This is a genomic window from Lactiplantibacillus brownii, from assembly GCF_031085375.1.
Classification (GTDB): Bacteria; Bacillota; Bacilli; order Lactobacillales; family Lactobacillaceae; genus Lactiplantibacillus; species Lactiplantibacillus brownii.
The window spans coordinates 118,532-132,343 of sequence record NZ_JAVCWF010000001.1 but is presented as its reverse complement, the minus strand read 5'-3'; the positions used below and the strand labels follow the sequence as shown (position 1 = coordinate 132,343).

15 protein-coding genes and 1 pseudogene are annotated in these 13,812 nt (G+C 33.3%); 4 read left to right on the top strand and 12 right to left on the bottom strand.

Annotated features, from left to right (window positions below):
* Positions 1 to 6 precede the first annotated feature (6 nt).
* Positions 7 to 606 carry an NADPH-dependent FMN reductase gene (locus RA086_RS00510; protein ID WP_308701976.1) on the top strand — a complete coding sequence of 200 codons (600 nt, stop codon included), beginning with the start codon at positions 7 to 9 and terminating at the stop codon, positions 604 to 606.
* A 77-nt stretch (positions 607 to 683) separates the two neighbouring features.
* Positions 684 to 878 (top strand): PspC domain-containing protein, encoded by a 195-nt coding sequence (locus RA086_RS00505; protein ID WP_308701975.1) that lies wholly within the window; start codon positions 684 to 686, stop codon positions 876 to 878.
* 245 nt (positions 879 to 1,123) lie between these two features.
* On the opposite strand, the gene RA086_RS00500 is transcribed toward RA086_RS00505, so the two are convergent.
* From RA086_RS00500 to RA086_RS00455, 11 genes are all read right to left on the bottom strand, one after another.
* Positions 1,124 to 2,314: an ABC transporter permease gene (locus RA086_RS00500; RefSeq protein WP_308701974.1), complete on the bottom strand. Its 1,191-nt coding sequence runs from the start codon at positions 2,312 to 2,314 to the stop codon at positions 1,124 to 1,126.
* Positions 2,311 to 2,988 (bottom strand): ABC transporter ATP-binding protein, encoded by a 678-nt coding sequence (locus RA086_RS00495; protein ID WP_308701973.1) that lies wholly within the window; start codon positions 2,986 to 2,988, stop codon positions 2,311 to 2,313. Before RA086_RS00495 ends, RA086_RS00500 begins: the two co-directional genes overlap by 4 nt.
* Positions 2,985 to 4,028 carry an efflux RND transporter periplasmic adaptor subunit gene (locus RA086_RS00490; RefSeq protein WP_308701972.1) on the bottom strand — a complete coding sequence of 348 codons (1,044 nt, stop codon included), beginning with the start codon at positions 4,026 to 4,028 and terminating at the stop codon, positions 2,985 to 2,987. The genes RA086_RS00495 and RA086_RS00490 overlap by 4 nt, the downstream gene beginning before the upstream one ends.
* Positions 4,029 to 4,349: 321 nt before the next feature.
* Positions 4,350 to 4,544, bottom strand: coding sequence for an uberolysin/carnocyclin family circular bacteriocin (locus RA086_RS00485; protein ID WP_308701971.1), 195 nt, complete (start codon positions 4,542 to 4,544; stop codon positions 4,350 to 4,352).
* A 123-nt stretch (positions 4,545 to 4,667) separates the two neighbouring features.
* Positions 4,668 to 5,159, bottom strand: coding sequence for a hypothetical protein (locus tag RA086_RS00480; RefSeq protein WP_308701970.1), 492 nt, complete (start codon positions 5,157 to 5,159; stop codon positions 4,668 to 4,670).
* A gap of 527 nt (positions 5,160 to 5,686) precedes the next feature.
* Positions 5,687 to 6,328, bottom strand: coding sequence for an ATP-binding cassette domain-containing protein (locus RA086_RS00475; RefSeq protein ID WP_308701969.1), 642 nt, complete (start codon positions 6,326 to 6,328; stop codon positions 5,687 to 5,689).
* Between the two features lie 197 nt (positions 6,329 to 6,525).
* A complete protein-coding gene (locus RA086_RS00470; RefSeq protein ID WP_308701968.1) occupies positions 6,526 to 7,971 on the bottom strand; it encodes a hypothetical protein in 1,446 nt (481 codons plus the stop codon).
* Positions 7,972 to 7,989: 18 nt separating this feature from the next.
* Positions 7,990 to 8,133, bottom strand: coding sequence for a cyclic lactone autoinducer peptide (locus tag RA086_RS00465; RefSeq protein WP_308701967.1), 144 nt, complete (start codon positions 8,131 to 8,133; stop codon positions 7,990 to 7,992).
* 80 nt (positions 8,134 to 8,213) lie between these two features.
* Positions 8,214 to 8,762, bottom strand: coding sequence for an accessory gene regulator B family protein (locus RA086_RS15940; RefSeq protein ID WP_407659079.1), 549 nt, complete (start codon positions 8,760 to 8,762; stop codon positions 8,214 to 8,216).
* Between the two features lie 42 nt (positions 8,763 to 8,804).
* Positions 8,805 to 10,070, bottom strand: a complete 1,266-nt coding sequence (locus tag RA086_RS00460) for a hypothetical protein (RefSeq protein ID WP_308701966.1) — start codon at positions 10,068 to 10,070, stop codon at positions 8,805 to 8,807.
* On the bottom strand, positions 10,063 to 10,812 hold the full coding sequence (locus RA086_RS00455) for a LytR/AlgR family response regulator transcription factor (protein ID WP_308701965.1): 750 nt from the start codon (positions 10,810 to 10,812) through the stop codon (positions 10,063 to 10,065). The genes RA086_RS00460 and RA086_RS00455 overlap by 8 nt, the downstream gene beginning before the upstream one ends.
* A gap of 80 nt (positions 10,813 to 10,892) precedes the next feature.
* On the opposite strand from RA086_RS00455, the gene RA086_RS00450 reads away from it, so the two are divergent.
* The gene (locus RA086_RS00450) at positions 10,893 to 11,786 is read left to right on the top strand and encodes an IS982 family transposase (protein ID WP_308701964.1); all 894 of its coding nucleotides are present in this window, start codon (positions 10,893 to 10,895) and stop codon (positions 11,784 to 11,786) included.
* 255 nt (positions 11,787 to 12,041) lie between these two features.
* Positions 12,042 to 12,865, top strand: a pseudogene (locus RA086_RS15995) (IS30 family transposase).
* Between the two features lie 217 nt (positions 12,866 to 13,082).
* On the opposite strand, the gene RA086_RS00445 reads toward RA086_RS15995, so the two are convergent.
* On the bottom strand, positions 13,083 to 13,568 hold the full coding sequence (locus tag RA086_RS00445; protein WP_308701963.1) for a GNAT family N-acetyltransferase: 486 nt from the start codon (positions 13,566 to 13,568) through the stop codon (positions 13,083 to 13,085).
* Between the last annotated feature and the right edge of the window lie 244 nt (positions 13,569 to 13,812).

Below are 13,812 nucleotides of genomic sequence, written 5' to 3'. Positions count from 1 at the left end.
TAATCTATGAAAAACATTTCAATTATCTTAGGTAGTACACGGCAAGGCGCTTTAGGACGCTACCTATTTAACTATTTACAACAATTAGTGGCTACGCAACCTAAATCAGCCGTTCAATTCACCTTTTTAGACTTGGCCACTTATCAGTTACCGTTTTTTTCGGAAGCACTCCCACCGATGGCTAATCCACAGAGAACGCTACCAGCCAATCAGCAGCGTTGGGTCGACGACATGGCCGCCGCGGATGGTTATGTCTTTTTAACACCAGAATATAATCATGCTGAACCAGCCGTTTTGAAAAATGCATTGGATTTTCTTGGCTTCGAGATGCAGCGCAAACCTGGAAAGATTATTTCTTATGCCGATAATATGCGCGGTGGCCAGTTTGGTGCCGCGGCGCTCGTCCCAATTCTGCAACGTTTGGGCGTGCTTGTCTTACCAAAGCCCACGCCAGTCGGAAATGTTCAGGAAACGTTACAGGCTGATGGTCAACCAATACCGGCTGCCCCATTGGCACCACGCTACCATAAAGGTCTGACTGCTGCCTTGGCAGAGATCAGCTACTACACCACCTTGCTAACCGATCACCCCTTCCCCAATCACTGAGGCTAATCGTTCTAGTGGACGCACTCAACTTAAAACGCTACACTTGAGCTAAAATACAGTTCACGGGGAGGTTACTCATGAAAATTAACATTCATCGTTCACGTCATGATCGCGTTATCGCTGGTGTCATTGGTGGTATTGCCGAACATTTTGACTGGAACACTAACTTAGCACGTTTGATTTTTGTCATTTTAGCGATTACACCAATGTTTCCTGGGATTATCGCTTATCTGATACTCTGGCTGATTATGAAAGATCCAATTGAAAATTAACCAAATTGTTTCACGTGAAACATCCGGATTGAATTTAAATTCTTTAACCCAGTTTGTTCACGAAAAATAGTCTAGTACCTTTGAGAATCGTTAGGCAATATGGTACTAGACTATTTTTCGTGAACAAACTGGGACCCTAATGTATAGTGGGTACGTCATAATGTTAATAGTAACAGTGAATTGAGTGGTTAAAGGTGCTGGAAAAACAGCCTGTTTTTCTTAACTCAGCAGAAATAGTCTTATTTTTATCTAAGTACATCGATTAAGTTCTGGTTAGAAGCTTGTTTAGCTGGTAATAGCCCAAAAATCAATCCTACAATTGTTGACACTCCTACAGCCAATACAACTGACCCAAGGGTAATAACGGCTCGAAAGGGCAAGAATAATGAAATGCTATATGCAACAGTGCCACCTATAACTAACCCTAAAACACCACCTAGGCTGGTCAGTATTATTGCCTCTAACAAAAATTGCTCCATAATATTCTGACGTGTCGCACCAATAGCCAATCGTATTCCAATCTCTTGTGTTCTCTCAGAAACAGATATATACATCATATTCATTACCCCAATTCCTGCGATAAATAAAGATATTCCTGCAATGGCACTAATAAAATACGTTAGTCCCTTTATAACTGATCCTATACCTTCTAAAATGGCCCCTAAATTTGTATAGGTATAACTTCCCACATACTTATGACTACCTTTCTTATTTAACAAATTAGATGCTTTTTTACTTGTTCTATTAACATTGATACCATTATCAAATATTATTTTGATCTTATTACTGCCGGTAGTTTTTTTGTTTTCATTGAAAGATGCTCGCGGAATAACCATGTCTGTAGACGTTTCATCGATAGAATCTATGTTTTTAAACACTCCAATTATTCTATAACTAGTGCCTTCAACGTCTATGTTGTTGTGTAATGCTGTCTTGCTATTTATAAAATATAGATTACTTGTTTTTTCATTAATTAGGACTACATTGTTTCTTAAATTATTATCACTTATCGTTATTTGCCTTCCAGCTAGGAGAATTAGATTGCTTTTTTTGACAAATTTAACAGCTTTTTCTACTTCCTTTCCATTTAAATCCACATTCATACTGGCAGGTGTTTTTACACCATCTTCATTTATAAGTTTAACTTTGTTTAAATGTAAGGAGGAAGTATTGAGTAACAGCGTAATATCGCCGTTGTCAAAGCCATTATCTTTATTCTCATAGTCGTTAGATGTATAGCTTATTTCTGCAGTTTGTTGCCCAGAATGCGTTGTTTGCAGGTTTCTTAATGTTGCACTTTTTAACCCGTTTCCTAATGAAATTATTGCAATAACTGCTGCCACACCAATCACTATTCCTAGAATGGTCAAAAAGCTTCTCTTTGGATGACTCTTCAAAGATCTCAATGCAGTTGAAAACGTGTCTATGTGAGTCATAACAGCCTCCTATCACTATTTATAGAACCATCAACAATATGTAGAATACGTTGACTTTTTTCAGCAACCTTTTTATCATGAGTAACCATGATAATTGTGGTACCTATACGGTTTAACCGGATAAAAATATTAAGAATATCTTGGGATGTAATAGAATCAAGGGCACCGGTTGGTTCATCTGCAATTAAGAATTTAGGATTATTAATAAGCGCTCTGGCAATCGATACCCGTTGTTGTTGACCACCAGATAGCATTAAAGGGTATTCTTCTTTGAATTTCAGTAAATTTACCTTTTCCAGAATTTCATTTGTACGTTGTTCTATTTCCAAATGGGGTGCACCTCTATACAACAACGGCAACGCAATATTTTCAGCTACGGTAAGATTATTTATGAGTTTAAAGTTCTGAAAAATAAAGCCAACACTCCTATTTCTTAAATTAGATCTACTAGCTTTGTTTAGCACACTAGTTTCTTGGTCTTTAAAAGAATAGGAGCCCTTAAAACTATCGTCTAAAAACCCAATAATATTTATTAGTGTGGATTTACCTGAACCAGATGGTCCCATAATAGAAACAAACTCTCCAGCGGTAACATCAAAAGAAATGTCTTTCAAGATGTGTACTGAATTATTTCCTTGTTTATAGTACTTATTCAAGTTCTTAATAGAAATCATGATGACTTTACCTCAGTTCCATCAGAGAGCTTATTTGTTGGATCAGCTATAATAACATCACCAGGTTTCAAGCCACTATTTACTATATAAAACGAATCCTTTTTGGTAATGTTTACCCTTATCCTGTGGGCAACATCATATTTATCAATTTTATATATATAATAGTTGTCCTTTTTTTTCTGTATACTTTTTAAGGGGACCTTATATCCGCTTTGCGGAATCGATACACTAACGCTTTGTCCTTCCATAAAATTATCATGGGTTTGTACTACCATATTGTATAAAGAGAAATTCTTTTTATTTGTATCACTAGGGGTCTTTGAAATAAATTGTATTTTTCCTACTTTTTCTGTTCTATCTGATAAAGTAAAAATCTTAACTTTATTATCTACAGTTGCTTTAGTATAGTCATATTCTGAAATAGTTGTGTGAATCTCTAACCCCTGAGAGTGAAGGATCAACTCTGGCTTTCCCGTTTTAGTATCATTTAAATTTATTATGCCATCAAAAGGTGCTACAAGAGTTTGATTAATTTTACTGCTTACTTCATTGTATTTACTCTGAAGTAACGCTAAATCGCCTTGTAAGTCCTCTAAGTTATTCTGTTCTTGTACTAACTGTAATTTTAATTCGTCGTTACTATTTTCTGACGAAGTTAATTTTCTTTGAAGGACAGTAACTAATGTATCTTGAGATAAAATTGATCTCTGGTTTCTTTGAATTTTTTGCTCTATTGAAGATAACTGACTCTCTGCTTTTTCATCATGTGTGGTAAGCACGATATCATTTTTAATAACAGACTGACCATTCTTTATATTAATTTGTGAAATTGTGCCATCGGGTATTTTTAACTGTTGAACCTTTTTCGCATATACTTTCCCAGACTCAGTTAAGTCAGGCATGCTCTTTATAGTTATTAAATTGGGCTTGTAAGCTACTTTCGATGTGTTTTCTTTGTGCAAGTAGAAAACACAAACTACAGTAAGAATTATTAACGATGCAATAATTAGAACTAACGACCATGATCTTCTTTTTTTCAAAAGTATTCACTCCTATCATTTTGTGCCTAGCGAAACAAATAAGTTCGCAGATGGCTACGTTTAAACCCATATCTTTCTAAAATAAATACAGCTCAAATATTTGAGCTGCATTTATTCAGAATTATTTACTTTTATGATAAATTCTTAGAAAGCCCCCCCACCAGAATTATCACCAAATAATAAGTACCAAAGGTTCAATTAAGTCATCTCCCTTTTTTAAAATCACTAATGAGCTCCACGTGTCAATATTAAAAAACATTTCCAAGTGAAGCTCATTAGTAGTACCCAAATTAATGTTTAAAAAGTTACAGTACTAATTTCTTACCAAGCAATTGCAGCTTTTTTACCACCAGATTTAAGTGCTGTTTTAGCACCGGCAAGAAGCCATGAGCCACCTGATGCAACACCACTAATTAAAGTTAAAATAGTACCTACCGTTAACCCCGCATTGATCCAATCAATAATTGTTGCCGCAATTCCAGAACTAATTCCAACACCTGTAAGTTCAGCTAACATAAATATCACCTTTTCCTTTCAAATAAGACAAATTACCAACAGTTTTATTAATTTGAGCACTGCAAATTAACTATCACTGACAAGATATTGATGATAATCACTTTGCAGTGTTCAAATATATTTTTAAATTACATAGGAAAGTGCAAACGGAATTACCGCAAACCATTTTTTTGCAGTGTTTAAATTTCGAAATACATATAAATTCAAGAGTAACGCTAGTAAAATTGTGATTAAGAGAATTACATAAGGTTTCAAAAGAGCAGATATATTAAATAAATTAATAGCAATCAGAAAAACGAGTTTGAAATTTGTATTTAGAAAAAAGATATTACTAAAGGCTTTTTTTGATTCTCCTTGATCAATAAAGCGTAGGAATAGCCATCTTAAAATTAGATACACAATAACTAGCCCCATCAAAAAGCTACCAATTAACCAACTGACAGATATGCTTTTAATTACTATTGCAGTATGCCCATTTTCAATTGATAAGCCACTGTTAGCCAGTTCTTTACTTTGCATAATTCTATTGGACGAGACCCAACTTACTATTCCATAAACTAGCAACAAGATGATACTTGATATTTTCAAAATTTTGTTTTTTCCTGATACTTTCATAATTTCCCTCCAAATTAGGTTAAATTCAATATAATGGATTCTGTAAAGGCTCCTGCTAAAAGAAGTAAAATAGAAATAAGAATTAATTTATTTACCGACTTAAATGATTTAAAAAAGTAGATATCATTACTTCGTAATTTGCATAATATTAGATACGAAAAACATAATGAAATATAGTAACAAATTATCAACTCAGGAACCTCAAAGAGTGCATGTGAATAAATAAGTAGTCCGTGTTGATTATTTGATAAAATTTGGTTTGCTACGCTAGCACCAAAATCCAAAAATTGAATGAAATGCTAATGGTATTTATGATATATATGGATATTCCAGAAATTACAATCAAAAAATATACTATAAGATTATGAGAAAATATCCCGATAAAGTTAGTCAATATCCCTTCAGCATCTAAAACCGGCTTAGTTGAGGGAGATAAAAATTTTGAAGTGACAATAGAATACAGAATACCTGTTATAAATGATATAGTCGGAACTAAAAGGGCAAAATACTTTAGTTTTGAGGGGAATTTATTCAGCATAAGTAAGTTCCCCATTATTATTAAGTAGAAGGGTAGCTGGTTCCAATTCATCAAAAGTATCATTATGCGAAATAACGAAAATCCACTTTTCAGCTCTATTATTTTTAATCCAATTTAAAAATATCCCTTTAGATTCTGTATCCATATGTTCAAACGATTCGTCTAGCAAAATAAATTCAAGGTTGAAAATACAAGGTAATATTGCGGCTAATTTCTGCTTATTACCTTGAGACAAATCCTTAATAAAATAGCTTTCATAAGCAGATAGCCCTGAAGATCTATACAAGGAATCAAAAACTGGTTTATCTATATTTAGACCAAATACACTGGCCAGTATTTCTATATATTCTAGTGGCGTTAAATATAAATACCCTGTAAAGTCACTATCAAATAATATTATTCTATTAGATTTAAAAATATTAATTTTGGAATTTTTTATACATATATTTGATTCTTCAGGGAAAAGTTCACCATTTAGAGTCTTGAAGAATGTCGTTTTACCAACACCGTTAGGTCCCTTGATTTGATAAAGCCCGAAATTTTTTATGTTGATATCAATCGTTTTCAGGACGACCAAACTATTATTTTTATATCTCACATTTCTTAAATAGATAGATAACTTGTTTCCCATATACACACCTCAAATCAAATGTTTAACACTAGCGCGAGTCCTGCAAGAACCGTGCAGGTTAACGAGATCACATAAACAATCAATGAAAGTTTATATTTCTTGCCTTTTTTTGATCGATATAAAAAATAGTTTTTATAAATGAGGTGAGTTTGAAAAACAAACAAGAATAATACAAAAAGATAATAAAAAGCTTTCAATTAGATCACCACCTGAAATTTATTATTTAAATATGTTCGTAGCCCGCCAAATAGTAGGAAAATAATCAAGTAATTTAACACTAGGGTATTTGTTTTAAAGGTAGCATTCGTAAGTGAAACTCCAATTATGACAAAACATAGTGTTAATAGGCCGAAAATAAAAGCCAATATTGTAATGCCACCGGTTAATTCAGCATAATCATCTTTAATGTCTGCATAGTTATATATAATTATGCTTTTTTCTGAAAGTGGTAATATCATGGAAGCCAACAATACTAGTATTAGTATGGCAATATTTTTTAAATGTATGTTTCCATGAGAAGCTAGAGCACACAAAACCGTGCCATATACAATAAAGAATTGGTTCTTGTAAAGTAATAAAGCTAATTTTTCCAAATATATTCTGAAAAAACTATTTGTGTTTAATTGCCGTTCCTTTTTACTTTTAAAGTATTGAAAAAAATATGGGTTTCTAAAAATTATTCGTGCATTAGTAGCACAACCTATTACTCCAAGAAATAGTGGAAATAAAACTTGCTTTTGTGGATACTCAGCGACGAAAGCTAATGTTATAACCAAGAGCGAGGGAATAGGAATAAAGTTAGAAAAATATTCAGAAATAGATAACGTATTTAAAAAGTTACGATATTGAATAACGCTTTCGCTGAGTATTTTTATTTTTTTGTTTTTAATCCTAGGTATCTTATTCAAATGATTCTTTATTAGTTGCTTATATAGAACAATAATTACGTGTACGATACAGTCTATAGCAATTGTTGATAAGACAAAGATCTGAAACAATTCAGAATAGTTTAATTTCAGATCGCTATTTTGCTGCATAAATATTTTAAAATCTAATATATTATTCCAAATGATTTCCGAAAAAAGATTATTTAAGGAAATCAGAAGGACAAAATTCAATGTGATTGGAATTAGAACTAAGGCAAAATCATCTTTTGAAAATAATACTATGAGTAAATATGTGATAAATACTAAACCTAACAAGCTATATATGTTTTTTAACATTAGCGCTTTCACACCAAATGAAACGACTAAAATACATAAAATAGTCAATGTTTGAACATCTATATATTTCAAAATTTGTAGAAGAAATTTTTCCCTAGACGTATTAAAAAAACTATTATTAGTTGCATTCTGTCCAGTAGTGTTTTCAAACACTTTTTTTGTTTGAATCAATGTCCATATTCTTAAGTAAATAGGTACTGCAACCGCAAAGTAATTGTATTTTAAAATGATAAGTAACATGACAGGAAGAAACAAAATCGAAGTAACCAGATTTGTACTACTTAATAAAATACTAATAAATGCAATTACATTATCGGGTAAATAGGGAAAACTATTATTTAGCGATAGTTTTTTTCTATGGACATTAATACGATACGTTCTAAGTGTGGTTAATTTCCATAATGGATAAAACCTATACATTTCATCCACCGCCTTGTCTTATTTATGACCTTGCTTGTTCCAAATGTTATATTTTTTAAGCTCATCAGGCTTTTGGGGTGTGTAGGCAAACCATACACACAATGAATTTGCTGCAAGTCTTAGCGATAATTGAAGTACATTATGTTTTAATTTTCCTAACATTAATATCACCTTCCTTCAAACTTTATAACCTTATAGTAAATGAATTTTTATGACAAAAAAAAGTAGTGCTGTCAACAGCACTACTTTTGTTCTGAACTGCGTTTCACCATACTGATGTTAAACAAAAACATCAGTAGTGAGTAACATAGTGATAAACTAATCAAAAATAAATAAGGCACAAGTGAATAATATAAATATGCGATAGATATCATCAGGAATAGAATACAAAATGAAATAACTTTAACGTAGTTTTGTTTTATCTTTATAAAGAGTAATACACCAATGTCAAAAACAAACAATACATATAGTAGTTTCATCAAAAGAATATCTGGTGCAAAGACTACCATTCCCACAGCTAGATAGAATAAGGACAGTGAAAAAATTATGCAAGTAAAAAAATGTTTGAAGTGAAATCCCGGGAAAAGATTTCTAAAAATTGTCATTGAAATAAATACGACCATTCCATCGAGTACTGTATTAGTTAAAATAGAAAAGACAATTATACAACCAAACATGGTTATTCTATCTAAGAGTAATTCAAAAGAATAAACTAATAGTCCTCTTTTTCCCCACCAGCTAGGACTATTCTTGATTAGTAAGTCAACTAAAACAATGGATAAGTATCTCATAGATTTTCCTTTCATATGAATGCATAACATGTAGTGAAATAATTATAATGTTATTAACATCCCAAATGACTCTTTCGATAATTTTAATTTAATATGCCCTGAATGCTTTTTTACCATTACATCAACATACTGAAGTGCATAGCTTTTACGAGAGAAATCAATGTATCTTGCTTTATTTATTTGTTTATCCGTAACGTTCATAGAAAAAGAAACAAATATAAATGTTATTTCTGTTTTTTGATGGATTTTTAACTTAAAATATTTATTTGTTTCTGTTGAATTTAGTATCTCTTCTAGAGCATATGAAAAAATAACGCTTATTAATGCTACTTGATCCTTTATACTAATTTTTTTAAGGGTATGTTTAAGTTGAGTATCATTGATAAAATCAATTTTATTTTTAGCACATATCTCATATATATGGTCAATAAGTAAATCTTTAGTTATCTGCCTTTGTGGATTGCTAACTTTCACCAAGTTAGTATTCAGCTCTAATAATCTTTCTTCAATTAAATCCAAAGCAAGTGAGTTGTTGTTTACATTAATAGCTGAATATAATTTAAGCAGCATTTCATCACTTTTGTGAACTTCAATTGAAAGTGCTTCTTCGTACTTAGTTAGCACACGTAATTTTTTTTGCTGCATTTTAAATAGCTTGTTTAAGGTTGCATATTTTTGCAGTTCAAAATACTTTTTATCAAACTTATTAACTAAGAAAATGGCGTCTAGGGACAGCAACAAAGAGCCTATTATAACTACTGCTTGTAAAGATGTCGTGTAAATATCTTTTCTGTAGAATACGATACTATCAAAACACAAGCCAAAAACTGGCAACAAATATATCGACCAGCTCGACCTGAATTTCATTTTTGAGTTGCCCCAGCGCAATACGTATTTAAAAATCATTAGGGCACAAACATACAATATAGTGGTGATGCTAAAAGCACGCACTCTATCAAGTTTGCTAATAAAATTGGCGTTACCAATTCCCAAAATATATAAACTAATTGATTCTAAAATTGCACTCATTACAAAAAAGGTCAATATATACAGAAACTTCGATTTTAATGAGCCTTTGTACAAATAAGATAATCCGGCCCAACCTGCAATGGTACCAATACCAGCTATTAGAGGCCTGATAAAAAAAATAGTTGAAGAAAAAGCTATTAAGACGTTTGTCATAACAAATGATAGATAAACAATTATGGGAAATTTTTTACGAAGAAATACAGCATCTAAAAAATTAATTAATACTATTACTTGAGCAATGGATGAAATCATAAGTATTAAATACATAATTTTAGTCATTTTCATTCATCCTTACTAAAACAAGATTATCTAGTTTTTCTAATAAAGGCTTCTTTTTAAATCTTGGTATAGGTAAAGCGCATTCATTATTCCCATTCATTTTTACGTAATTTTTATTAACTGAACTAATCCATTTTAAATTAATTATTATTGACCTAGAAAGTTGGAAAAAGTATTTCCTATCTAACTTTTGGTATAAGTTATTTAATCGATCGTGTGTAATTACAATCTTACTGGCAGTGTAAATATTAACTGACCTATCATACGAATCGGCTACCTGTATGGAAATTATCTGATTTTCCGGAATTATTTTAGTATCACCATTTAAGGCATCTTTGATTAGAATGTTTTTTTGTTCAGATATTCCAGAGGTTACATTTTTCATTATTTTTAATAATGTCTTGTTAAAATTGCTATATTCAATGGGTTTACATAAATAAGCATCCGGGTGTGCTTGAAATGAAGAAAACACAAAATCCGGATAACTAGATACAAAAATTACACTCTGGATTTTTGCACCGTATTTTTCCCTTAATCTAGTAGCTTCATTAATGCCATTTCTAGAACCAAGTTGAACATCAAAAATTAGAATTATTCCCAATAGCTCTGTATTATTTAAAAATGAATTGAAAGAATTAATACTTTTAAAGTAATTAGTTTTAAAATCAATGTTGTTTTCAATAGAGAATTTATTAATATTAACGCGTAGTGCTAGTCTTGTAACATTTGTCGGATAGTTCATTGATTAAATCAAATTATATGCAAAAAGCCCGCATTTGCGGTAGCTTCTAAGGTGACTAAACCCAGAAAGAAGAACCGTAAATGCAAGGCCTCCTTAAAGCTATCCCAAAATTCAATTTAATTCAAGCAACCGTCCAAGAATTCATCAAAATAATTACACCAATTTACCAACTATTGCCAAAAAGATTTCGTTTTCGTCAAAATTATCGTCAACTAAAAGTTAATGACGTCACGATTATCGCTTGTATGCTTGCGCGAATAGCGTTACGTGACCCTTCAGAAACCCACTTCCATCAAACTTTGGCGGCTTCCGGAGTGGTTGTTCCAGAACGAAGTCGTTACAATCGTCGGTGTCGCGACCTTCTTCAAATAATGAAGTTGATCCGTCAGTATCTATTGAAGCGATATCGGCATGGCAGCACTTATGAAATCATTGATAGTGCCCCAATCACTTTGGTCTCAGCAAGACGAAGTAATCAAGCAAAAGTCTTACGAGGTGTAGCTCATAAAGGCTATAACGCAACCAAGCAACTATATTATTATGGCTTCAAGCTACATGCGGTGATGGATAATGACGGTTATTTTGTGAACTGGGAACTGACACCAGCAAACGTTGATGATAGAAAACCAGTTGAAGAGCTTTTACGAGAAGCACCGGCTCATCAAGTCTTAGCAGACGGCGGATACTTGAGCCGGAAGCTTCAAGAACGATTAAAATCACAAGGAATCAACTTCTGGTTTCCACTGCGAAAGAACATGAGGAAAACAGATCATATAAATTCCTCATTTCTAAAAAATCAACGACGATATATTGAAACAGGTTTTAATAATTTGAATATCGTTGGCCATTTTGAACATCCTGGAACCCGAACGCTAATCGGCCTAGGTAGCCGATTAGCGGCACTATTTTTATGGAACATTATCAAGGTTCATAGCAATCTAGCTCAAGGTAAAAGCGGACTTAGCATAAATTAGTGCTTCACTAGAAATATTACGGAACTAGCACTACGCGTTAATATTAGTTTTTATAAACTCTAGATCATTTTCATTATCGTCACAAACAGCTAAGCTAAGCATTTTATCCACTCCTTTCATGGTTATTCTTCACTTAATTATCTCAATTCTAAGTCTCGGATTTAAAATTAAAGCACAACAACCTGGTATGATTACACAAAAAGGTCACGGAGACCTATACTTTAAACATCGCCGAATAAAGAAAGAGGATTCTCCATGACCCAATCAAATCTTATCACTACTTGCCACTACCAACAACTCTCAGCTGAAGAAAGAGGCCAGATTCAGGCTCTACGCTGACTTCGGTCAAATAATTCGTAAAAAGAATCGGTCAAACTGCCATACCAACGGTTTGTTGAATCGTTGTCAGCTCTTCTTCACAATGCTTTGTAAGTCTCTTAAGGTACAGATCTGTTCAGATAGTATCGATATTTTTATTCATCGCTCTCAACATCAATATTTCGACAAGTCTTGTCCTTCAACATCCACTGTACATCGACTAAGGACTACTTTTACTTTACGGTTTACCAAAAGCTCACCAATATCTGAATAAGAAGGCCTCGGGCACTTCTATTGACGAACGAACGACGATTGGTGATTGGGAGGACGACCTAGTCAAAGGTAAGTGAATCGCCAGTGAACCTGCCATTATGACTTTAACTGATCGTTTGACCCGTTATGATATCATTGTAAAAATTCCTGATTATCACGCTGAGACCTGTCGTAAAACGCTTCAAACCATCATTGACAAATTTCATTCCATCACTTTTGACAATGGCAATAAGTTTGCCTTATTGAACTAAGTCAAGGATACTCAAATCTACTTTGCTCACCCATACTCACCTTGGGAACGAGGTATTAATGAGAACCAGAATGGCCTTATTCGTGCGTTCATGTCCAAAGACAATTTCATGAGAGCCTTTGACGATGACTATATTGCTAAGGTCTAAGAGGCTCTCAATCACAAGCTTAGAAAATTCTTGAATTATCTAAGAGCCAGTGAAATCTTTGAACTCTTCTCACCATACCATTTGAATTAAACTAAAAAGTATAACTCCTTGGTTGGCTCATCTCAGCTAAGCATTGCACTTGATTTGGCAATTCGGGAAATGAATTTTTTAAAGGAATGCCATTACTAAGTGTTCCTCATTTCATGATTGGTTATGTCGCTGTTTCACGTGAAACAAAAGTGGCTCGCAACACGATGAGACGTCAGTCGTGAAGCGAGCCACTTTTTAAACTGTTTTTCAAAACTCATTAAGCCATTAAATAAGCCAAGCCATAATCATCCACAAATTTTCCAGCCAAGAAGAAGGCATCACGGTTAACCCCCTCCACTTGGAATCCTTGTTGCGCATAAAACTGACGTGCAACAGTATTCGTTGATAGCACCCGCAATTCAATCCGGTGAATACCATGCCGTTTAGCTTCCGACTTTAATTCAGTCATTAAGCGGTGTCCAACACCCTGATGCTGAGCATCCGGCGAAACACCAATCCCAATATCCCAAGTATATCGAGCAGAAGTAAACGGTGGTAATGGATTCCACGAAATCATGCCGAGTACTTGTTGATCAGCGACCGCTACCAGCTGACTACCGACCGGATAATTGCTTGCATAATCACTTAAAGTCCGTGCCAAGATGGGACCCGGACTATTTTCTGTCGTCCAAATCCGCTGATCAATTGCAAATAATCCTGGCAAATCGGCTTTTGTCGAATATCGTATCTCAATTTTAGTCAATATGGTGCCTCCAATTTAATTAAGTTAAACGTTTTCATCAATCGCTAACAGCGACTTCCGGTTGGAAATCTGATATGCTATTGCAACCAAAGTAATAATCCGTAATAAAAATGTCAAACATTTTTATAACATGAGTTAATAATATTCGTTTATAATAATAATTAACAATAAAAGAACCTGGAAGGGATGTGGCGAAATTGGCCTCTTTAATTCGGAATAAACGCCGAGATTTTACCGAACCAAA

Bases quoted from the DNA above. Each gene is read 5' to 3' on its own strand.
- RA086_RS00510 (WP_308701976.1), top strand. From the start codon at position 7: ATGAAAAACATTTCAATTATCTTAGGTAGTACACGGCAAGGCGCTTTA.
- RA086_RS00505 (WP_308701975.1), top strand. From the start codon at position 684: ATGAAAATTAACATTCATCGTTCACGTCATGATCGCGTTATCGCTGGT.
- RA086_RS00500 (WP_308701974.1), bottom strand. From the start codon at position 2,314: ATGACTCACATAGACACGTTTTCAACTGCATTGAGATCTTTGAAGAGT.
- RA086_RS00495 (WP_308701973.1), bottom strand. From the start codon at position 2,988: ATGATTTCTATTAAGAACTTGAATAAGTACTATAAACAAGGAAATAAT.
- RA086_RS00485 (WP_308701971.1), bottom strand. From the start codon at position 4,544: ATGTTAGCTGAACTTACAGGTGTTGGAATTAGTTCTGGAATTGCGGCA.
- RA086_RS00480 (WP_308701970.1), bottom strand. From the start codon at position 5,159: ATGAAAGTATCAGGAAAAAACAAAATTTTGAAAATATCAAGTATCATC.
- RA086_RS00475 (WP_308701969.1), bottom strand. From the start codon at position 6,328: ATGGGAAACAAGTTATCTATCTATTTAAGAAATGTGAGATATAAAAAT.
- RA086_RS00470 (WP_308701968.1), bottom strand. From the start codon at position 7,971: ATGTATAGGTTTTATCCATTATGGAAATTAACCACACTTAGAACGTAT.
- RA086_RS00465 (WP_308701967.1), bottom strand. From the start codon at position 8,133: ATGTTAGGAAAATTAAAACATAATGTACTTCAATTATCGCTAAGACTT.
- RA086_RS15940 (WP_407659079.1), bottom strand. From the start codon at position 8,762: ATGAGATACTTATCCATTGTTTTAGTTGACTTACTAATCAAGAATAGT.
- RA086_RS00460 (WP_308701966.1), bottom strand. From the start codon at position 10,070: ATGACTAAAATTATGTATTTAATACTTATGATTTCATCCATTGCTCAA.
- RA086_RS00455 (WP_308701965.1), bottom strand. From the start codon at position 10,812: ATGAACTATCCGACAAATGTTACAAGACTAGCACTACGCGTTAATATT.
- RA086_RS00450 (WP_308701964.1), top strand. From the start codon at position 10,893: ATGCAAGGCCTCCTTAAAGCTATCCCAAAATTCAATTTAATTCAAGCA.